Origin of the sequence: Streptomyces sp. Sge12, from assembly GCF_002080455.1 — a bacterium.
GTDB lineage: Bacteria > Actinomycetota > Actinomycetes > Streptomycetales > Streptomycetaceae > Streptomyces.
On the sequence record NZ_CP020555.1, the window covers coordinates 848303 to 868624 of the forward strand.

17 protein-coding genes are annotated in these 20322 nt (G+C 72.7%); 13 read left to right on the top strand and 4 right to left on the bottom strand.

The features are described 5' to 3' along the window. Positions 1 to 2: 2 nt before the first annotated feature. Positions 3 to 1535 carry a sensor histidine kinase gene (locus B6R96_RS03935; RefSeq protein WP_030385373.1) on the bottom strand — a complete coding sequence of 511 codons (1533 nt, stop codon included), beginning with the start codon at positions 1533 to 1535 and terminating at the stop codon, positions 3 to 5. A 353-nt stretch (positions 1536 to 1888) separates the two neighbouring features. Next, the gene (locus B6R96_RS03940; protein ID WP_030385372.1) at positions 1889 to 2221 is read right to left on the bottom strand and encodes a GYD domain-containing protein; all 333 of its coding nucleotides are present in this window, start codon (positions 2219 to 2221) and stop codon (positions 1889 to 1891) included. A gap of 205 nt (positions 2222 to 2426) precedes the next feature. On the opposite strand from B6R96_RS03940, the gene recQ reads away from it, so the two are divergent. The 11 genes from recQ (at position 2427) to B6R96_RS03995 (ending at position 16806) form a co-directional block, all read left to right on the top strand. Further along, complete coding sequence (gene recQ / locus B6R96_RS03945) at positions 2427 to 4442, top strand: DNA helicase RecQ (protein WP_081521586.1); 2016 nt, start codon at positions 2427 to 2429, stop codon at positions 4440 to 4442. A gap of 92 nt (positions 4443 to 4534) precedes the next feature. Next, on the top strand, positions 4535 to 5047 hold the full coding sequence (locus B6R96_RS03950) for an SRPBCC family protein (RefSeq protein ID WP_081521587.1): 513 nt from the start codon (positions 4535 to 4537) through the stop codon (positions 5045 to 5047). Positions 5048 to 5189: 142 nt separating this feature from the next. Then, entirely contained in the window at positions 5190 to 5987 is a 798-nt protein-coding gene (locus tag B6R96_RS03955; RefSeq protein ID WP_081521588.1) for an N-formylglutamate amidohydrolase, read from the top strand. Between the two features lie 430 nt (positions 5988 to 6417). Continuing rightward, positions 6418 to 6657, top strand: coding sequence for a hypothetical protein (locus B6R96_RS03960; protein ID WP_030385368.1), 240 nt, complete (start codon positions 6418 to 6420; stop codon positions 6655 to 6657). A 100-nt stretch (positions 6658 to 6757) separates the two neighbouring features. After that, on the top strand, positions 6758 to 7564 hold the full coding sequence (locus B6R96_RS03965; RefSeq protein ID WP_081521589.1) for an HlyD family efflux transporter periplasmic adaptor subunit: 807 nt from the start codon (positions 6758 to 6760) through the stop codon (positions 7562 to 7564). Then, positions 7561 to 9825 (top strand): NHLP family bacteriocin export ABC transporter peptidase/permease/ATPase subunit, encoded by a 2265-nt coding sequence (locus tag B6R96_RS03970; protein ID WP_081521590.1) that lies wholly within the window; start codon positions 7561 to 7563, stop codon positions 9823 to 9825. The genes B6R96_RS03965 and B6R96_RS03970 overlap by 4 nt, the downstream gene beginning before the upstream one ends. A gap of 1 nt (position 9826) precedes the next feature. After that, positions 9827 to 12721: an NHLP bacteriocin export ABC transporter permease/ATPase subunit gene (locus B6R96_RS03975; protein WP_081521591.1), complete on the top strand. Its 2895-nt coding sequence runs from the start codon at positions 9827 to 9829 to the stop codon at positions 12719 to 12721. A 31-nt stretch (positions 12722 to 12752) separates the two neighbouring features. Then, on the top strand, positions 12753 to 13319 hold the full coding sequence (locus B6R96_RS03980) for a TetR/AcrR family transcriptional regulator (RefSeq protein ID WP_030385364.1): 567 nt from the start codon (positions 12753 to 12755) through the stop codon (positions 13317 to 13319). Positions 13320 to 13416: 97 nt separating this feature from the next. Continuing rightward, entirely contained in the window at positions 13417 to 14853 is a 1437-nt protein-coding gene (locus tag B6R96_RS03985; protein WP_237291311.1) for an MFS transporter, read from the top strand. A 37-nt stretch (positions 14854 to 14890) separates the two neighbouring features. Next, entirely contained in the window at positions 14891 to 15331 is a 441-nt protein-coding gene (locus tag B6R96_RS03990; protein WP_081521592.1) for an SRPBCC family protein, read from the top strand. 104 nt (positions 15332 to 15435) lie between these two features. After that, positions 15436 to 16806 (top strand): carotenoid oxygenase family protein, encoded by a 1371-nt coding sequence (locus tag B6R96_RS03995; protein WP_081521593.1) that lies wholly within the window; start codon positions 15436 to 15438, stop codon positions 16804 to 16806. A gap of 68 nt (positions 16807 to 16874) precedes the next feature. On the opposite strand, the gene B6R96_RS04000 is transcribed toward B6R96_RS03995, so the two are convergent. Continuing rightward, positions 16875 to 17615 carry a hypothetical protein gene (locus B6R96_RS04000; protein WP_081521594.1) on the bottom strand — a complete coding sequence of 247 codons (741 nt, stop codon included), beginning with the start codon at positions 17613 to 17615 and terminating at the stop codon, positions 16875 to 16877. Positions 17616 to 17851: 236 nt separating this feature from the next. Between B6R96_RS04000 and B6R96_RS04005 the strand changes: the two genes are divergently transcribed. Further along, positions 17852 to 18688 carry a M15 family metallopeptidase gene (locus B6R96_RS04005; RefSeq protein WP_081521595.1) on the top strand — a complete coding sequence of 279 codons (837 nt, stop codon included), beginning with the start codon at positions 17852 to 17854 and terminating at the stop codon, positions 18686 to 18688. A 63-nt stretch (positions 18689 to 18751) separates the two neighbouring features. Here B6R96_RS04005 and B6R96_RS04010 read toward each other — a convergent pair whose 3' ends face one another. Continuing rightward, positions 18752 to 19213, bottom strand: coding sequence for a DUF5990 family protein (locus B6R96_RS04010; RefSeq protein WP_030385358.1), 462 nt, complete (start codon positions 19211 to 19213; stop codon positions 18752 to 18754). A gap of 179 nt (positions 19214 to 19392) precedes the next feature. Here B6R96_RS04010 and B6R96_RS04015 point away from each other — a divergent pair, with 179 nt between their 5' ends. Next, the gene (locus tag B6R96_RS04015; RefSeq protein ID WP_030385357.1) at positions 19393 to 20307 is read left to right on the top strand and encodes a cyclase family protein; all 915 of its coding nucleotides are present in this window, start codon (positions 19393 to 19395) and stop codon (positions 20305 to 20307) included. Positions 20308 to 20322 lie beyond the last annotated feature (15 nt).

Genomic DNA, 20322 nt, shown 5'->3' on the forward strand with positions numbered 1-20322 from the left:
GCTTACGCCCCTTTGGTCGCTGAACCCGACGCGTCCTCGGCGCCCTGCGCGTCCTGGCCGGGCTCACCGGACAGTCCGCTGTGGAACGCCTCCAGCCACATTCCGGGGCCGTTGTCGTCCGCCTGCTGCGGCCTCGCGGCCGGCCGGGTGTCGTAGGTGGTGACACGGTCCTTCCGGCGTCGCTGCGGCAGACCGGTCGCGGTACGGTCGGCGGTCGGCCCGCCGCTGACAGGCGCCGGCCCGGGCGCCGGAACGCGGGCCGGCCGCGGCGCGGACACGCCGGCCGACGGGTGGTGGGCGGGGTGCTCGCGCGGTGTGGCGGCCACGGCCCTGGGTCCCGAGGAGGAGCCGATGCCGTGGGCGAGGCCGGTGGCCGCGGAGGCCGTGGTGATCAGGTGCTGCGGCACGATGACCACGGCGCGGACGCCCCCGTACGCGGACGAGCGCAGGGAGACCTGGAAGCCGTACGCCTGCGCCAGCCGGCCCACCACCGCCAGGCCCAGCCGGGGCGTCTCGCCCAGGTCGTTGAGGTCGATGCCGGACTGCGCCTGTGCGAGCATCTTCTCGGCGCGTGCGCGCGCCTCCTCGCTCATGCTCAGGCCGCCGTCCTCGATCTCCACGGCGATGCCCGACTGCACCTCGACGGCGGTGAGGTGGACCCGGGTGTGCGGGGGCGAGTACCGGGTGGCGTTGTCCAGCAGCTCCGCGAGGGTGTGGATCAGTGGTTCCACGATCGGGCCGATGACGGCGACCTCGGTGACCGAGTGGAGTTCCACCCGCTGGTAGTCGATGATCCGCGACATCGCGCCGCGCATCACGCTGTAGAGCGTGACGGCCCTGCTCCACTGCCGGCCGGGGCGCGCGCCGCCGAGGACCGAGATGGAGTCGGCGAGCCTGCCGATCAGGGCGGTGCCGTGGTCGAGCCGCAGGAGGTCGCCGAAGACGTCCGGGTTGGTGCCGTGCCGGTCCTCCATCTCGCGCATCTCGTGGGCCTGCTGGTGGACGATCGCCTGCACGCGGCGGGCCACGTTCACGAAGGCCCGCTGGGCCGAGTCGCGAAGGCTCTCCTCGTTGTCGACCGCGTCGACGGAATGGGCCAGTACGGCTTGCAGGGCGGCTCTGAAGCGCGGGGTCAGGGCGGCGTCGTTGCCCCAGCGGTTCCCGCCTCCGCCGCGCCCGCCCAGGGACTTCAGCACCTCCTCGGGCAGCTCGCCCCTGCGCAGGCGGTCGATGGCCTCGGGCAGCACCACGGCGGACAGGCGGATCGCCTCGGCCTCCTGCCGGGACAGGGCGTGCCGCAGTGCCGCCACCTGGGCGCGCTCCGCGGTGAGCGAGCGGCCGCGCCGCAGGGCTTCGACGAACACCGCGGTGGTGCAGGCGGCGCCCACGGTGATCAGGGCGGTGCCGACCGGTTCCGAGGAGGTGAGGAGCGCCCCGACCAGACAGGCGGCGGCGACGGCGCCGAGCGTGGCGAGCACGGTACCTCTCCCCTCCTCCGAGCGGACCGACTCGGGAGGAATGTCTTTTTGCTCCATCTGTGTCCTCGAATTATCGAAAAGGGCGACCTTTGGACCGGTGGGCGGGAGCATAACTACGCCCAACTGCCCGCACGGGCGCTTTCGTTGGAGTTCATCGGACCGAAGGAACAGTTATGCGCCATCACCGGGGGCGAATTCCGGCGATCCTGGGCGCGCGTCCGCGGCACGGGCCGACGTAAGCACAGGTGAACGGCTTGCCACCCGGTGCCGGGCGGAGAAACCCGTACGCGTGCCGGCGTCGCGGATGGCCGTATCGCGCCGTGCGGAAGTGGTGTCGCGGACGGAAATGCGCTAGGAGGCCGACGCCGGCGGCCGGCTCGTCTCCTGTCCGCGGCCCGCGCGGGCGCGGCTCACTGCGTCACGCCGGGAGCCCGGTACTGGACCTGCTCGACCCTGCGCAGGGCGTCCAGCGTTTCGTCGACGGTCAGGAGAACGGTCGTCTCGAAGGAGCTGAGCGCGCCGCCCCCGCTGATCGCCAGCGCCACGGCCGCCATGGAGACGTTGTCCGGCGCCTCCCACAGGTTGTAGCCGTCGTGCGTGCCGAAGGCGTACCAGAAGCCGTGGAGCCGCCCGCCGACGGACTCGATGTACGCCTGGGCGGCCTTCGCGCGGTCCTCGGGGTGGCTGATGAGCCGGGCCCACGTCTGCGGCGTGTAGCTGAACCTGGACAGGTAGAGCGGCATGGTCTCTCTCCCCACTTCTGCGCCGGCACCGCCGATGAGCAGGTGGCCGGGGTCAGGGATCGGTTTGCCGACGTGACCATTGTCGCCCTGCACCGCGATGCCGCGCCCGGGCCGGCCCGTTCGGATCCTGCCGGGCCGCTGCCTCCGCGGTCCCGGTTCGGGTGGACCGGGACCGCGTGTCGGTGGGGGCCGATAGGCTTCACGGATGGCACTTCCGGACACTTCCCCCGAGACCTCCGACGCTCTGCAGGTACTGCACCGCGTGTTCGGATACAGCTCCTTCCGCGGCGAGCAGGGGGAGATCATCGAGCAGGTCGTCGGCGGCGGCGACGCCCTCGTACTGATGCCGACCGGCGGCGGCAAGTCGCTCTGCTACCAGATCCCGGCGCTGGTCAGAGCGGGCACGGGCATCGTGATCTCCCCGCTGATCGCGCTGATGCAGGACCAGGTGAATGCGCTGACCGCCCTCGGGGTGCGGGCCGGATTCCTGAATTCGACGCAGGACCCGTACGAGCGGCAGGCCGTCGAGCAGGCGTTCCTCGCGGGTGAGCTGGACCTGCTCTACCTGGCCCCCGAGCGCCTGCGCAGCGAGAGCACCCAGCGGCTGCTCGACCGCGGCACCGTCTCCCTCTTCGCGATCGACGAGGCGCACTGCGTCGCCCAGTGGGGCCACGACTTCCGGCCCGACTACCTCGCGCTGTCGATGCTCCACGAGCGCTGGCCGAAGGTGCCGCGGATCGCGCTGACCGCGACGGCCACCGAGGCCACCCATGCCGAGATCGTGGCGAGGCTCGGCCTGGAGGACGCCCGGCACTTCGTCGCCAGCTTCGACCGGCCGAACATCCAGTACCGGATCGCCCCGAAGAACAACCCGCTCAAGCAGGTGCTGGAGCTGATCCGGACCGAGCACGCCGGTGACGCCGGAGTCGTCTACTGCCTCTCCCGGGCCTCGGTGGAGAAGACCGCGGCCTTCCTGGTGGAGCAGGGCATCGACGCCGTGGCGTACCACGCCGGCATGGACGCCCGGACGCGCGCGGCGAACCAGGCGCGTTTCCTGCGGGACGAGGGGGTCGTGGTGGTGGCCACGATCGCGTTCGGCATGGGCATCGACAAGCCGGACGTGCGGTTCGTGGCGCACCTCGACCTCCCGAAGTCGGTCGAGGGCTACTACCAGGAGACCGGCCGGGCCGGGCGCGACGGCGAGCCGGCCACGGCGTGGCTGGCGTACGGCCTCCAGGACGTGGTGCAGCAGCGCAAGCTCATCGAGGGTTCCGAGGGCGACGAGACGCACCGCCGGTCCCTGGGCATGCACCTGGACGCCATGCTCGCGCTGTGCGAGACGGTCGACTGCCGCCGGGTGCGGCTGCTGGAGTACTTCGGGCAGTCGGGCGCCCCGTGCGGCAACTGCGACACGTGCCTGACGCCGGCCGAGTCCTGGGACGCGACGGTCGCCTCGCAGAAGCTGCTGTCGACCGTGTGGCGGCTCGCGAACGAACGGCGGCAGAAGTTCGGCGCCGGCCAGGTCATCGACATCCTCCAGGGCAAGAAGACGGCCAAGGTCATCCAGTTCGACCACGACGCGCTCTCGGTGTTCGGTGTCGGGGCGGACCTGGGCACCGCGGAGTGGCGCGGCGTCGTACGCCAGCTGCTGGCCCAGCGGCTGCTGGCGGTGGAGGGCGACTACGGGACGCTGGTGCTGACCGAGGACAGCGGCGAGGTGCTGGGCGGGCGCCGCAGCGTCTCGATGCGGAAGGAGAAGGCGCCCGCGGGACCGGCCCACAAGGAGTCCGGATCGCGCTCGGGCAAGGGCGCCCGCGTGCCCGTCGACCTGCCGGCCGCCGCCGAACCGGTCTTCCTGGCCCTGCGCGCCTGGCGCGCCGAGACGGCGCGGGAGCAGGGCGTACCGGCGTACGTCGTCTTCCACGACGCGACGCTGCGGGAGATCGCGACGCAGCTGCCCACCACGACGGAGGAGCTGGGCACCATCGGCGGCGTCGGCGAGGCCAAGCTCGCGAAGTACGCCGAGGGCGTCCTCGCCACCCTGGCGGAGTGCGGTGCACCGGATTCGCCCCCTGCGGCCGCCACGCCCACGCCCACGCCCGCGGCCGGGTCCGGGTCCGGGCCCGTCACTGCGGCGCGCCCGGCGGCGCCGGACGCCGACGAGCCGCCGTTCGACCCGGACGAGATGGCTCCGCCGCCCTGGGACGACGACTGGCAGTAGCCGCTGCGGGCCGCTCCCCGTCCCCGAAGTTACCGAGGGGTAGCCACGGGGTCGGGTGGGACGGTAGCGTCGGCCACCTGGAGGGGAGAGCCATGCCTCGTACGTTCACGGTGTCCGACAGCATCGTCGTCCACGTCAGTCCCGCCGATGTCTACCGGCACGTTTCCGATCCCGCCCGGATGGGCGACTGGAGCCCGGAGAACCTCGGCGCCACCGTGCACGGGGACTCCGGGGAGACCCGCGTCGGGACGGTCTTCGACGGGCGGAACAAGCGCGGGTCCTTCCGCTGGACCACCCGGTGCACCGTGACGGCGGTCGAGCAGGACCGGCTGTTCCGGTTCCGGGTGCACGCCATCGGCGTCCGGCGTCCGCGGGTGCCCGGCCCCATCGCCACCTGGGAGTACCGGTTCGAGCCGGTCCCCGAGGGCACCCGGGTGACCGAGACGTGGACCGATGACCGCCGCTCGTGGCCGGACTTCGTGGCCCACGCCTTCGACCGGATCGCGACGCGGGGACACACCTTCGCCGACTTCCAGCGCAGGAACATCGCCACCACCCTGCACAACCTCAAGAAGGCCCTGGAGCCGGTGCCCGACACCCGGTGACCCGGTGCCGCGCGGTGCGGGATGTGCGCGGGATGTGCGCAGCATGTGCGCGGTGGCGTCCGGGTCCGTGCGGGGAGGATGGGTCCGTCCTGCCCCCACGGGTGCCCGCCTGCGCGCGGGACCCGCCCACCGAGGGATCCACATGAACCATGAGCCCGAGTCCTTCCGGCTCCTGCCCGGCGCCGGCGGGTCGCCGGTGATCCTGCACGTACCGCACTCCTCGCGCGCCGTACCGGAGTCCGTCCGCGGCGGCATCGTGCTGGACGACCGGGAGCTGGAGCAGGAGTTGGACCACATCACCGACTCCCACACCGCGGAGATCGCGGCGGCGGCCGCCGCCGCGTCCGCCGTCACACCGTGGCAGTTCGTCAACGGGCTCTCGCGTCTCGTCATCGACCCCGAGCGCTTCCCCGACGAGCGCGAGGAGATGCTGGCCGTGGGGATGGGAGCGGTGTACACGCGCACCAGCCACCGGAAGCGCCTGCGCGCGGACGGCTTCGACGGCCGTCCGCTGGTCGACCGGTACTTCCACCCGTACGCGGACGCGATGGCGCGGGCCGTGGGCGAGCGCCTGGATGCCGTAGGACGAGCCGTGATCATCGACGTGCACTCGTACCCGACGCAGCCGCTCCCGTACGAACTGCACGGCGCCGGCCGCCGGCCGCCGATCTGCCTGGGCACGGACCCCTTCCACACCTCCCCCGGCCTCCTCGCAGCGGCCGAGAAGGCCTTCACGGGCTTCGGCGGCACGGGGCTCGACAGCCCCTTCGCCGGTACGTACGTGCCGCTGGAGTACTACGGCAAGGACCGGCGGGTCGGCGCCCTGATGGTCGAGATACGCCGGGACGTCTACATGTCCGAGCCGGGCGGTCCGGCCGGGCCGGGGCTCGTCGCGCTGGCGGCGGCGCTGGCGGAACTCGTGGACGGCCTGCTCCCGTAGCCGTGGGGCAGGGGGTGGCCCGCACGCCCGCGAGAGCGCACCCGGCGTAACACGCTCGTCACCCCCTGCACCCTCCGGAAACCTGCACATCGCGTTCGCGATCTCGACAGCCACCCTCCCCCACGCGGCGATTTGCCGGATATGTCCCGTCCGATTTAAGACGATTTACCATGTTCCGTTCCATGTAAGCAGCGCGTAGCCTCAATCTGTTACTCGATCCTGTGAAGAAGTGGCCACCATTTCGTGAATCAAGCTGCACGTCCGTCTACAGAGGTGGACTTCCGCCCGTGACGGGAAGTCAACGGAATTGGGTGGGCGGCCCGTTCGCGTGCTTTCATCTTGCCCATCGCAGCAGTCAGGAACGGCGGCAGAGTTGTGTGCCGCCGGCCGCGCAGCGGTGAATTCCTCCCCCCAATGAAAGGTGCGCGCCATGCGTAACGACCTTGAGACCCGTGAGATCGACGACACCGAGCTGGACGCCGTCTCCGGCGGCATCATCAGCGTGTCCGGCGGCCTGGGCGGCGCCGTGACCAGCGATGTCAGCAACGTCGTGGGCGTCGTGGGCTCGCTCCACACCGTCCAGGCCGCGCAGGGCATCGTGTCTCACGTCCCCGGCCTCGTCACGGGCCTCACCGGCGTTTCGGTGAACGCCGGTCGCGCCGGTCTCTGATCGGAAATTCCGTGAACCCCGGAGCGTCCCCCACGGCTCCGGGGTTCTCGGCCGTCCGCGTGCCCGCCCGCAGATACGAATGCAGTTGAAGGAACAGTCCGTGCAGTTTCGCCAAAAGGCTCTTTCCAAGCTGCAATCGCCCGAAGAACTCGATCTGCCCGTTCGCTTCGCCCGCCCACAGGGGCGGCTCGTGCTGGCCGTCACCCTCGTCGTCATGGCGGCCGCGACGTACTGGGCCTTCACCGGCACCGTGTCGTCCAGGCTGAGCGCAGCCGGAATCCTCACCCGGGCCGAGGGCAGCTACGTGTTGCAGACCCCGATCGCGGGCCAGGTGACGGAGGTCCTCGCCGAGGAGGGCCAGCTCCTCGCCGCCGGTGCGCCCCTGCTCAACGTCCGTACGGAGCAGGGGGAACGCCCCGTGCGCCTGGTGACCGGCGGCCGCGTGACGACGCTCGTGGCCAAGGTGGGCGCGGTCATCGCGACCGGTGCGGACGTGGCGACCGTGGAACGCGTGAAGGATCCGCAGGACCCGCTGGTGGCCGTGCTGTACGTGCCCGGCGGCAGCGGTTCGGCGATCCCCGTGGGCGCCCCGGTCGACCTGAGCCTCCAGTCCGTCCCGCGGCAGCAGTTCGGCATGCTGCGCGGCCGCGTCGAGGCGGTCGGCCGCGCACCCCTGACGCAGGCGCAGATCGGCGGTTTCCTCGGGGACGGTGCGCTCGCCGAGGAGTTCTCGCGCCGCGGCAACCCGGTGGCCGTGGTCGTCGCGCTCGAACGCTCCTCCTCCACCCCGTCCGGCTACCGCTGGTCCTCCCCGGGCGGTCCCCCGTACGCCGTCGACTCCAGGACGCCCGTCACCGGCGCCGTCCACCTCTCCGCGCGGCGCCCGGTCGACTGGCTGCTGCCGTGACCGCGCCGACGCGGCACCTGCCGCCCGCCGGGCGCCGGCGCCACCGCCCCGATGCCAAGGGCGGCGCCCGACGCAGGGCCGCGGCCCCACCCGCACCCCGGGGCAGGACGCCCCGCCCCGTACGCACCCCCACCGTGCTGCAGATGGAGGCGGTGGAGTGCGGCGCCGCCGCCCTGGCCATGGTGCTCGGCCACTACGGCCGCTTCGTCCCGCTCGAGGAACTGCGCATCGCGTGCGGCGTCTCGCGCGACGGCTCCCGCGCCAGCAACCTCCTCAAGGCCGCCCGTGGGTACGGGCTGAAGGCCAGGGGCATGCAGATGGACCTGGCCGCGCTCGCCGAAGTGAGCGCCCCGGCCGTCCTCTTCTGGGAGTTCAACCACTACGTGGTCTACGACGGCACGGCGCGGCGGCTGGGCCGCCGGGGCGTGTACGTCAACGACCCCGCCAAGGGCCGCCGGTTCGTCCCCATGGAGGAGTTCGACACCAGCTTCACCGGCGTCGTCCTCACTTTCGAACCCGGCGACGACTTCCACCGCGGCGGCCGCCGGCCCGGCGTCCTGGGGACGGTTCCGGCCCGGCTGCGGGGCACGTCGGGCACCATGGCCGCCGCCGTGGCCGCCAGCCTCCTCCTGGTGGTCGTCGGTGCGGCGGTACCGGCCCTGAGCCGTACGTACATCGACATGTTCCTCATCGGCGAGCAGACCTCCCTGCTGGGAGTGCTGTTCGCCGCGATGGCCGTCGCCCTCGTCCTCACCGCGGCCCTCACCGCCCTGCTGCAGGCCAACCTGCTGCGCGGGCGGATCATCTCCTCGACCCTGGGCAGTGCCCGCTTCTTCCGGCACCTGCTCAGGCTCCCGGTCACCTTCTTCTCCCAGCGCAACCCGGCCGACCTGGTCCAGCGGCTGCAGTCCAACGACGCGGTCGCCGAGACCCTCGCCCGGGACCTGTCCGCCGCCGGTGTGGACGCCGTGGTGGTCCTGCTCTACGCGGTGCTGCTGTGGACCTACGATCCGCAGCTCACCCTCGTCGGGGTGGCCGTGGCGCTGCTCAACGTGGTCGCCCTGCGGATCGCGATCCGGCTGAGGGCCACCGGTACCCACAAGCTGCGCGCCGAGAGCGCCCGGCTGACCAACACCTCGTACAGCGGCCTCCAGCTCATCGAGACGATGAAGGCCACGGGCGGCGAGAACGGCTTCTTCCGCCGCTGGGCCGGACAGCACGCGGTCACCCTCGACGTGCAGCAGCGGCTCGGCGTGCCCAGCGCGTGGCTGGCGATCGTCGCGCCCACCCTGGCGGCGTTCAACAGCGCGCTGATCCTGACGATCGGCGGCCTGCGGGCGGTGGAGGGCCACCTCACCGTGGGCCTGCTCGTCGCCTTCCAGGCCCTGGTGACCAGCTTCACCGCCCCGATCTCCCGGCTGGGCGGGGTCGCCGGCCGGATCCAGGACTTCGCGGCCGACGTCGCCCGGCTGAGGGACGTCGAGAACTTCCCGGTCGACCGGGTGTACTCACGGCGCGAACCCGCCGCCTCCACCCGGCGCCTCAAGGGCCACGTGGAGCTGGACGGCATCACCTTCGGCTACAACCCGCTGGACGCCCCGCTGCTCAAGGACTTCTCGCTCACGGTCGGGCCCGGGCAGCAGGTCGCGCTCGTCGGCGGCTCCGGCAGCGGCAAGTCCACCGTCTCCCGGCTGGTCTCCGGCCTCCACGTCCCCTGGGCCGGGGCCATCCGCATCGACGGCATGCGGCTGGAGGACATCCCGCGCGGCGCGCTGGCCGCTTCCGTCTCCTTCGTCGACCAGGACGTCTTCCTCTTCGAGGGCACCGTCCGCGACAACGTCACCCTGTGGGACCCCTCCATCACCGACGAGGCCGTGATCGCCGCCCTGGAGGACGCCGCCGTGCACGAGGTGGTCGCCCGCCGGCCCGGCGGCATCCACAGCCGCGTCGAGCAGGACGGACGCAACTTCTCCGGCGGCCAGCGCCAGCGCCTGGAGATCGCGCGGGCGCTGGTGCGCCGCCCCAGCGTCATGGTGCTCGACGAGGTCACCAGCGCCCTGGACGCCGTCACCGAGCAGGTCATCATCGAGAACCTGCGCCGTCGGGGTTGCGCCTGTGTGGTCATCGCCCACCGGCTGAGCACCGTGCGCGACAGCGACGAGATCGTCGTGCTCGACCGGGGCACGGTCGTGGAACGCGGGCGCCACGAACAACTGGTCGCCGCGCAGGGCCCGTACGCCGCACTGGTCAAGGAGCACTGAGGTGACGTACGCACAGCACACGGCCGCCGGCGCCGGCGTCGGCGCGGTCCCGACGGGCGGGGTCCCCGACCCGGTCGTCGCGGCTCTGGGTGCGCTGGGTGCGCCGGTGGACTGCGCGGGGATGCGCAGCCTGTCCCTGGAAGGCCCGCTCGTCCTGTGGCTGGTCGTCGAGGGCGAGCTGGACCTGTTCGCGGTGGACGCCGCGCAGGGCGGGCACTGGCACTTCCTGGGCCGGCTGGAGGCGGGCACGCTGCTGCTCGGCCCCGCCGAGGGCCCCGACCACACCCTGGTCGGCCGGCCCCTGCCGGGGTGCCGGCTGCGCCGGATCGCACTGCGGGAGCTGTACCGGCCGGAATGCCCGCAGTACCCGGAATACCCGCAGTACACGGGGTACGCCGACGAAGGGCCGTACGGCGCCGCGGCCGCGGCGCTGCCGAGCCCCCTCGAGGACGCCTTCGCGCGCGGCATCGGCCGCGGTCTGCGCGTGCTCTACCAGGCACCGCTGGACGGCACCGCCACCACCGGGCAGGGCGGCGCCGACGAGGACATCCTGTGGATGCGGATCAGCCCGGGCAGCGTGCAGTACGGCGCCGTGTACGAGGCGGAGGCGGTGGGCACCCTCCTCGTCGACGCGGCGATGTGGCAGGGCATGGTCGACCAGCAGTACCGACTGCTGTACGCCCTGGACGACTGGATCGAGCAGCTGGAGCGTGCGCACGAGGACCGTACGGCGGCGGGGATCGAGGCGGGCCGGGCAGCGCGTACCCAGGCGGACCGGACGCTGCTGGCGTCCATCGTCCGGGCCGGCGGCCGGCATCCCCACCGGAGTGCGGGCGTCGATGCGACCCTCGCCGCGTGCCGTGTCGTCGCCGACGCGGCCCGCATCTCCCTGACCGCGCCCGTCGGGGCCGACGCCGCGTCCGAGCAGCTGGATCCCGTCGAACGCATCGCGCTCGCCTCGCGGATCCGCACCCGTGTGGTCAGGCTCGACGGGCGCTGGTGGCGGGAGAACAGCGGTCCGCTGGTGGGCCGGCGCGAGAAGGACGGCGCACCGGTCGCCCTGCTGTGGCGGCGCGGCGGCTACGAGGCGGTCGATCCCGCCACCGGCACGCGCGAGCGCGTGGGGAGGGCCGACGGGGCCGCCTTGGAACCGCGCGCCGTCATGCTGTACCGCCCCCTGCCCGACGGGCGGGTGAGCCTGCCGGCGCTGCTCCGCTTCAGCGTCCGCGGCACCCTGCCCGAGCTGCGCAGCCTGATGCTGGGCGGGCTGGTCGCGGTGGTCCTGGGCGCCCTGGTGCCGATCGCCACCGGCCAGGTCCTCGGCCGGTACGTGCCGCAGGGCGAGACCGGCCTCATCGTGCAGACCGGGGTGGCGCTGATCGCGACCGCCGTGGTCTCGGCCGTCTTCATGCTGCTCCAGAACACCTCGCTGCTGCGCATGGAGGGCCGCATCGAGGCCACGCTGCAACCGGCCGTGTGGGACCGGCTGCTGCGGCTGCCGGCGACGTTCTTCACCGGTCGCTCGACCGGCGAACTGGCCGGCGCGGCGATGGGCATCAGCACCATCCGCCGGGTGCTGTCCGGTATCGGCCCGGTCTGCGTACAGGCGGGCGCGGTCGGCTCGGTCAGCTTCGTGCTGCTGCTCGTCCACAGCGTGCCGCTGGCGATGGCGGCGCTGGCCATGCTGGTCCTCGTCGCGGGGGTGTTCCTGTGCCTGGGGCTGTGGCAGCTGCGGTACGAGCGCCGGCTGAACACGCTCGGCCACCGGCTGGGCAACCAGGCCTTCCAGACCCTGCGCGGCCTGCCCAAGCTGCGGGTCGCGGCGGCCGAGAGCTTCGCGTACGCCGCCTGGGCGAGGGAGTTCGCCCGTACCCGGGACCTCCAGCAGCGCATCGGCCGGACCCAGAACGTCAGCACGGTCCTCGGCGCCGTCCACCTGCCGCTGTGCACGCTCGTGATGTTCGTGCTGCTGGCCGGCCCGGCCCGCGGCACCCTGTCGGCCAGTGAGTTCCTCACCTTCAGCACGGCGCTGACGATGCTGCTGTCGTCGGTCACGCAGGTGACCGGGGCGCTCGTCTCGGCGGCGGCGGTACTGCCGATGTTCGAGCAGATCCGGCCGCTCCTGCGGGAGACGCCCGAAGTGGACCGCTCCAGTACCCGCCCGGGGGAGCTGACCGGTGCCATCGAGGCCAGGAACCTGTCCTACCGCTACACCGAGGACGGCCCGCTCGTACTCGACGGCATCGACCTGCGGGTCGGACCGGGCGAGTTCGTCGCGATCGTCGGGGCCAGCGGCTGCGGCAAGTCGACCCTGCTGCGGATGCTCATCGGTTTCGACAAACCCCTCGCGGGGAGCGTGCTCTACGACGGCCAGGACCTGGCGGCGCTCGACCGGGCTGCCGTACGCCGCCAGTGCGGCGTCGTGCTGCAGAACGCCCAGCCCCTCTCCGGGTCGATCCTCGACTGCATCTGCGGCGCCGGGACGTTCTCGCTCGAGGAGGCGTGGGAGGCGGCGGCCATGGCGGGTCTGGCGCAGGACATCAAGGCCATGCCGATGGGCATGCACACCATCCTGTCCGACGGCGGCGGCACGGTCTCGGGCGGTCAGCGCCAGCGGCTGATGATCGCCCAGGCACTCATCCGCAAGCCACGCGTCCTGTTCCTCGACGAGGCCACCAGCGCGCTGGACAACGAGGCCCAGCGGGTGGTCATCGAATCCACCCGCGCCCTGCGGACCACCCGCCTCGTGATCGCCCACCGCCTGTCCACCGTCATGGACGCCGATCGCGTGATCGTCATGGCGGACGGCCGGATCGTGCAGCAGGGGCCGCCGGCCGAGCTGCTCGCCGACGCGACGGGCCTCTTCCACGGCTTGGTCCGACGGCAACTGCGTTGACAGACGAAAGTGTGAGTGGTTGAGTACTCACATGAAGAGCGAACGACCCCGCCAGCTGTCCACCGCCGAGGAGCGCCGCGAGACGGTGCTGCGCACCGCCATCGGCGCCTTCGCGGCGCGCGGCTACTGGGGCACCACCACGTCCGAGGTGGCCAAGGCGGCCGGCATCTCGCAGGCGTACGTCTACCGCCTGTTCCCGAACAAGGAACTGCTGTTCACGGCCGTGGTCGAGCACTGCTTCGTCCAGGTGCGGGCCAGCCTGGAGCGGGCGGCGACCGAGGTGAAGGGCAGCTCCCCCGAGGCGGTACTGGGGGCCATGGGAGACGAGTACGCACTGCTGATCAGCGATAACGACCTGATGCTGATCCAGCTGCACGCCCAGGCCGCGGCCGTCTCCGAGCCGGCCGTCCGCGAGGCGGTCCGGCAGGGCTACGCCCGGCTGGTGGAGTACGTCCGCGGCGCCTCGGGCGGCACCGAGGGGCAGGTCCAGGAGTTCTTCGCGCGGGGCATGCTGTGCCACCTCATCGTCTCGATGGGGGCCGACGAGGTCGACGCGCCCTGGACCCGGACCCTGTCCGCGGGCATCAAGCACGTCTGACGGGGCACGACCGACGTCCGACCGGCGGCGGGGCACACGGCTCCGCCTTTTCTTCGACATAAAGAGTGAGTGGTCAACCACTCAGAGAGGATTTGCCGTGCACACCGCCCCCACCCGCCGCCCCGGAGCGGCACTCGCCGCCCTGGCGGGAGCGCAGTTCACCGTCATGCTCGCCACCTCGATCGTGAACGTGGCCCTGCCGCAGATCCGCGACGGCGTCGGGCTGTCGGACAACGGCACCACGTGGGTGGTCAACGCCTACGGCCTGGCCTTCGGCGCGCTGCTGCTGGCCGGTGGCAGGGCGGCCGACCTCATCGGCCGGCGCCGGGTGCTGCTCGCGGGGATCGCGCTGTTCGGCGCCGCGTCCCTGGCGGCGGGGCTGGCCACCTCCTCCCCGGTCCTGATCGCGGCCCGCGCGGTCCAGGGACTGGGCGCGGCGGCGATCGCCCCCGCAGCGCTGGCCCTGGTGATGGACCTGTTCCCGCCGGGCCCCGGACGGGGCAGGGCCCTGGGAGTGTGGGGCGCCGTGTCCGGCGCGGGCGGCGCGGCCGGAGTCCTCCTCGGCGGCGTCCTCACCGAGGCGTGGGGCTGGCAGTGGATCTTCCACGCCGTCGCCATCGGCACCCTCCCGGTCCTGGCCGGCGTCGCCGTGAGCGTGCCGCGGACCCCCGTCACCGGCGGCGGCCGGTTCGACCTGCCCGGCAGCATCACGGTCACCCTCGCGCTGACCTCCCTGGTGTGGGGCCTGACCACGGCCCGCCGGTCGGGCTGGACGGACACCTCCGTCCTCGGAGCCTTCGCCCTCACCGCGGTGCTGGCGGGCGCGTTCGTCCTGGTCGAACGCCACCACCCGAACCCGCTGCTGCCGCCACGCCTGTTCCGCACCGGTCGCGTCACCGCCGGCAATCTGCTGATGGCCCTGCTGGGCTCGGTGTGGATCGCCCTGTTCTTCTTCCTTCCGCTCTACCAGCAGCAGGTCCTCGGCTCCAGCCCGCTGGCCGCAGGACTGGGCCAACTCCCGCTGGCCGCGGCCAACATGCTGGGCTCCACCCTCGCTCCGCGGATCTCCCGCCGGATCGGCGCCACCGCGACGGTGACCACCGCCCTGCTGACCGAGGCGGCCGGGCTGCTGTGGCTGACCCGGATCAGCGCCCACGGCAGCTACCTCACCGACGTACTCGGCCCGAGCACCCTGATCGGCCTGGGCCTGAGCATCGCCTTCGTCCAGCTCACCGCCCTGTCCGTGGAGGGCGTCCCCGGGCAGGACGCCGGGCTCGCCGGCGGCCTGGTGAACACCACCCGGCAGGTCGGCGGCGCGATCGGACTCGCCGTCCTGGCCACCCTCGCCGGTACGACCACCGCCCACGCGGCGGCGCACCAGCCGCACCTCGAAGCGCTCACCGCCGGCTACCGCACCGCCTTCGGCATCTCCTCCGCCGTCCTCGCGGCCACCGCCGTCCTCACCCTGCTCCTCATCCGTACGGGCACCCGTCGCCCCGCGGCCGTTCCTGCCGCCGCGGCCCCGCGCCCGTAACCACCGCACGTCCACCCGACCGAGAGGAAGAACGCGCATGTTCACCATCGACGAGACCGCACCCGTCATCGTCCGCCTGTCCCTCATGATCGACGCCCCGCTGGAGCGGGTCTGGGAGCTGCACACCCGGATCGACGACTGGCCGAGCTGGAACGCCGACATCGACCGGGCCGTGCTCGACGGCCCGCTGGCACCGGGCAGCTCCTTCGGCTGGAAGGCGCACGGCCTGGACATCACCTCCACCGTCCTGGAGGTCGTCCCCGGTGAGCGGGTGGTCTGGGGCGGCCCGGCCGGCGGTATCGACGGGGTCCACGTGTGGACCTTCGAGCGGGCCGGGAGCCGGGTGCGGGTCCGTACCGAGGAGTCGTGGAGCGGCGCCCCCGTCGACGCCGCGGCCGACGAGCTCAAAGCGGCCCTGCACGACTCGCTGACCGCCTGGCTCAGCGGCCTCAAGGCCCGTGCCGAGCAGGCCTGCTGAGGCCCCGTACCGGTAGCTCCGCGGCCACCCCCGCATCTACCGCCCGCACGCACCGCCCGCACACCCACCCTCCACGTACCCACACACTGAGCGAGGTTCCTGCCATGACCGCCGACAAGCCCTACCTGACCGGCCACTACGCCCCGGCCGTCGACGAGACCACCGCCACCGAACTGACCGTCGAGGGCTCCCTGCCGCCGGAGCTGACCGGGCGGCTGATCCGCAACAGCCACAACCCCAAGGCCGGCGTCACCCCCGCCCACTGGTTCAAGGGCAGCGGCATGGTCCACGGGATCCGGCTGCGCGAGGGCCGCGCCGAGTGGTACCGCAACCGCTGGGTGCACACCCCCGCCCTGGACGGCGCCCCCTACATGACCGAGCACGGCCCCGACCTGGCCGCCAGCACCGCCGGCACCCACGTCATCGAACACGCCGGACGCCTCCTCGCCCTGTGCGAGGCGAACCTCCCCTTCGAACTCACCCCCGAGCTGGAGACGGTCGGCGCCCACGACTTCGGCGGCAAGCTGCGCAGCGCCATGACCGCGCACCCCAAGACGGACCCGGTCACCGGCGAGCTGCACTTCTTCGGCTCCTCGCCCTTCCCGCCCCACCTCATGTACTACGTCGCCGACGCCAACGGCCACATCACCCACAGCGCCGAGGTCCCGGGGGCGAGCGCCGCCCTCAAGCACGACTTCGCCATCACCCGCCACTACGTGGTCTTCATCGAGGGCACCGTCACCTTCGATCCCGCCGAGCACTCCGGTATCCCCTACGGCTGGAACGACGCGCAGCCGGCCAGGATCGGCGTCATGCCCCGCGGGCCCCGGGGCGCCGGGCTGATCCGCTGGTTCCCCATCGAGCCGGGCAGCATGCTGCACGCCGCCAACGCGTACGAGGACGCCGCCGGCCGCATCGTGCTGGAGGGCCCGACCGTCGACCGGGAGGGCTTCCGGCTCTCGTGGAACTGGTGGGTCGGCGCCCCGGGCCGCGGCACCGAGCCCAATGCCCTTTCCTACAACCGCCGATGGGTCATCGACCTGGCCGCGGGCAGCGTCGACGAGCAGACCACCGACGATCTCGCGATCGAATTCCCCACGCTCAACGAGGAGTTCCTCGGGTCCGAGCACCGCTACCAGTACGCGATCTCCTTCCCCGACCAGGACGGCCAGGGCGGCTACGGCATCGTCAAGTACGACCGCACCACCGGCTCCCGTGACATCAAGGAGGTAGGCGACGCCCGCCTGCCCGGCGAGGCCGTGTTCGTCCCCGCCGCCGGCGCCACCCGAGAGGACGACGGCTACCTGCTCACCGTCGTCTCCGACCTCAAGCAGGACGCCTCGCAGCTCCTGGTCCTGGACGCCTCCGACCTCGGCCGGGTGGCCACCGTCCACCTGCCGCGCCGCGTCACCGCCGGCATCCACGGCTCCTGGATCCCCGACAGCGCCCTGGACGGCTCCGAGACCGACCGCTGACCGCTCGGCGCTGATCACAGCACTGACCACCGTGCCCCGGGGATCCCCTCCCCCGGGGCACGGTCCCGCTACTGGAGCCGGGACAGGTCGACCGAGTCGGCCGGCGCCGGGGGCCGGGCCTCGACGGGCTCGTCGAAGGCGGAGAAGGTCGCTGTCACCGCGTCACCGGACTTCTCGGTGCCCTGGACCCGGAGCAGGTACGGCTCGCCCTCGGTGGAGACCTGGTAGGTGCCGGTCCTGCCCTCGCTCCGGCTGTCGACCGTGATCGCGGGCCGACCGTCGACGGTGCTCCGGGCGCCCTTGACCAGCTGTTCGCTCGCCGGCTTCGAGGAGAATTCCTTCTTGAAGAAGTCCAGGTCGCAGATCTGGGCGAATTCGCTCAACATCGGGCTGTTCGTGGTGCCGTGCAGGTATCGGCCGTTGACCAGCGCGACCGTGTCGTCACCCCCGGCACCCGGTACCTGGGCCTTCAGCAGGGCGTCGTCGAGCTTCATCCAGACATCGTTGCCGCGTTTGATGATGTCGGCCCGGCCCATGTCGCCGGCCGGCGTGACGCTACCGACGCAGTTGCCCTGCTCGTCGAAGCGGAGATCGAGGGCGGTGGTGCCCGACGTATTGGTCACCTTGCCCACCAGTCGCATCGAGGTGACGCCGGCCATGGCCTCGCGCGAGGCCTGGGCGATGGCCTGGGCGCTCTCGTCGGCGATGCCGTTGTCGTCGGCCCCGGCGGCGCCCCCGCCAGCGAGGACCAGCAGGCAGGCGGCTCCGGCGGTCGCGCAGCGGACCGCGGTGGCCCGGTATGCGGTCATCGGGCATTACCTCCCTCGGGCTGCTTCCGGACGGCGCGTGCAGCACCGCTCCTCGGGGGCAGCCGGTCACCTGATCAGCGTAGGTCCGCGTCGCGGTGGGCGCAGTCCGGGCGTCCGGCCGGCGGACCGGTGTGGCAGGGGTGGCCGATTTCGGCCGGTCCCGGACGGGGCGGGCCCGGTGTCGGGCAGCATGGGGCCCGATCACGTCCCCCGCAACACCGCCGATGGAGGATTGGATGACCGGTTCCGCGTCCTTGCCGCCGATGAGGGCACGCCTCGCCGTGGCCCTGACGGCCGCCGTCACCGCTCTCACGCTGACCGGGGCCGTCCCCGCCGCGGCGAGCGCACCGCCACCGGAGGCGAAGGCTCCGGCCGCATTCACGGCACTGGGCTCGGTCGACCCGACGATCCTCCAGGAGATGCGGTACGTACGTCCGCACAACTTCGTCGGCGAGCCGGTCGACGGCTACCGCCAGCCCGTCTGCATCCTGACCCGCCCGGCCGCCGAGGCCCTGCACCGGGCCCAGGTCCGCCTGCTGCGCCAGGGGTACTCGCTCAAGGTGTACGACTGCTACCGGCCGCAGCGGGCCGTCGACCACTTCGTACGGTGGGCGAAGGACCTCGGCGACGAGCGGCGCAAGGCGGAGTTCTATCCGCGCGTCGAGAAGTCCCGGCTGTTCGAGGACGGCTACATCGCCGAGAAGTCGGGACACAGCCGGGGCAGCACCATGGACGTGACGATCGTGCGGCTGCCGGCCCTTCCGGTGCCCCGCCCGCGGCCGGGGCCGGAATCGGTGCCCTGCTACGCGCCCCGGTCGGAGCGGTACCCGGACAACTCGGTGGACATGGGCACGGGTTTCGACTGCTTCGACACGCTGTCGCACACCGACGACCCGCGCATCCAGGGGGTGCAGCGCGCGAACCGGGACCGGCTGAAGTCGGCGCTGGCAGCCGAGGGGTTCGTCAACCTGCCCGAGGAGTGGTGGCACTTCACGTACAAACCCGAACTGTTCCCCGACACGTACTTCGACTTCCCCGTCGCGTACCGGTCCGTCCTTGGACACCGCCCCTGAGGATGCCGTACGCCGCGGCCCGGACGGGACGCCGGAGGAGGCGGGGGGCGGCGTGCCCGGCCGTCACTGCGCGGCGTCGGCCGACCAGTCGATGCGCGGTGGCCGTACGGCGGCACAGAGCGGCCGGCCCTTGGCATCGGTGAGCCCGAGCCGTCCCACCAGCCGGCCGGAGCTCAGCGCGGCGGCCGCCGTCTCCGGCGCGACCGCGTCGAGCATCAGTTTGGCGCGGCGGAACATGGTGAAACCGCCGGCGTCGTCCACGCTCCCCCACGACAGATAGACGAACCGGCCGGCGGGCCGGCCCTGGACGTACGGCCCCTTCAGGTCGATCCCGGCATCGGTCGGGGTCGCCGTGCATTCCAGGGTCCACGTCGCCGAGGCGGCGTCGCCGGGGTACAGCCCGAGCAACTCGCCCGGACGGTCGCGGCGCTGGACGGCGACGTGGATGTTGCTCCGGCCGGGGAAGTCGGGAGCGGGGGGACAGTGGCGCCCGGGAAGGTCGACGGCCTCGATCCGAATCTGCATGGGACCATCCTGCCCCGGGCGGGCCGTTGCGCGGCGCCCGGACGAAACCGCCGCCGGGATGCGCGGGACGCGGCGGCGGCGGACAGTGGAGGCGGGGCCTGCGGCAGACCGGGAGGACCCACGTGATGGACGACGGCCCGACACCGAGACCGACACCCCACCCGACGACTTCGCCCTTCATGACGGAGGACGCGTTCCGCTCCCTGCACGCCGAGCTGCTCCGGCGGGCACCCACCGGCGCGGAGCACCGGCACGGAGCTCTCGCCCACCTGACCCCCGAGCGCGTGGTCGCGGCCGCGACCGCCGTGCGCCACGGGCGCACCCTGTCGCTGGCGGCCCCCATCGAGACGCAGCCGGGCCCGGACGATCCGCAGCCCGCCGTCTACCGCCTGACCGCGCCGACCGGGCCGGAGACCGGCACCCCGGGGGTGCATTTCGCCCTGGACCGGTTCGCGATGAACGTGCACGGGGACGCCCACAGCCATCTCGACGCGCTGTGCCACGTCGTGTTCGACGGCGAGCTCCACGGCGGCGTCCCGGAGAGCCGCCTGGCGGCGGGCGGCGCCCGTCGGATCACCCTCGACCTGGTGCGCGACGGGATCGTCGGCCCCGGGGTCCTGCTGGACGTCCCGCGGCTGCGCGGGGTCGCCTGGCTGGAGCCCGGGGACTTCGTGACCGTCGAGGAACTGACGGCGGCCGAGGAGGCCCAGGGCGTCCGGATCGGTCCGGGCGACCTGCTGCTCGTACGGGTCGGACACCGCCGTCGGCGCCGGGAGACCGGCGCCTGGGACGCGGCGCACTCCCGGGCGGGCCTGCATCCGGCGTGCATGCGGCTGCTGGCCGAACGGCAGGTCGCCGTCCTCGGCTCGGACGGCAACAACGACACGGCCCCGAGCCCGGTGTCCGGCGTGCCCTTCCCCGTGCACGTCCTGGCCCTGCACGCCCTGGGCATGCACCTCATGGACTACCTGGACCTGGACGAACTGGCCGACGCGTGCGCGGAGCTCGGGCGCTGGCGGTTCCTGTGCACGGTGGCGCCGCTGCGGCTGCCCGGGGCCACCGGCTCCCCGGTGAACCCGATCGCGGTCCTGTGACCCGCGCCCGCCGCC

Bases quoted from the DNA above. Each gene is read 5' to 3' on its own strand.
- B6R96_RS03935 (WP_030385373.1), bottom strand. From the start codon at position 1,535: ATGGAGCAAAAAGACATTCCTCCCGAGTCGGTCCGCTCGGAGGAGGGG.
- B6R96_RS04015 (WP_030385357.1), top strand. From the start codon at position 19,393: ATGACGGAGGACGCGTTCCGCTCCCTGCACGCCGAGCTGCTCCGGCGG.
- B6R96_RS03990 (WP_081521592.1), top strand. From the start codon at position 14,891: ATGTTCACCATCGACGAGACCGCACCCGTCATCGTCCGCCTGTCCCTC.
- B6R96_RS04000 (WP_081521594.1), bottom strand. From the start codon at position 17,615: ATGACCGCATACCGGGCCACCGCGGTCCGCTGCGCGACCGCCGGAGCC.
- B6R96_RS03995 (WP_081521593.1), top strand. From the start codon at position 15,436: ATGACCGCCGACAAGCCCTACCTGACCGGCCACTACGCCCCGGCCGTC.
- B6R96_RS03950 (WP_081521587.1), top strand. From the start codon at position 4,535: ATGCCTCGTACGTTCACGGTGTCCGACAGCATCGTCGTCCACGTCAGT.
- B6R96_RS04005 (WP_081521595.1), top strand. From the start codon at position 17,852: ATGACCGGTTCCGCGTCCTTGCCGCCGATGAGGGCACGCCTCGCCGTG.
- recQ (WP_081521586.1), top strand. From the start codon at position 2,427: ATGGCACTTCCGGACACTTCCCCCGAGACCTCCGACGCTCTGCAGGTA.
- B6R96_RS03955 (WP_081521588.1), top strand. From the start codon at position 5,190: ATGAACCATGAGCCCGAGTCCTTCCGGCTCCTGCCCGGCGCCGGCGGG.
- B6R96_RS03960 (WP_030385368.1), top strand. From the start codon at position 6,418: ATGCGTAACGACCTTGAGACCCGTGAGATCGACGACACCGAGCTGGAC.
- B6R96_RS04010 (WP_030385358.1), bottom strand. From the start codon at position 19,213: ATGCAGATTCGGATCGAGGCCGTCGACCTTCCCGGGCGCCACTGTCCC.
- B6R96_RS03980 (WP_030385364.1), top strand. From the start codon at position 12,753: ATGAAGAGCGAACGACCCCGCCAGCTGTCCACCGCCGAGGAGCGCCGC.
- B6R96_RS03940 (WP_030385372.1), bottom strand. From the start codon at position 2,221: ATGCCGCTCTACCTGTCCAGGTTCAGCTACACGCCGCAGACGTGGGCC.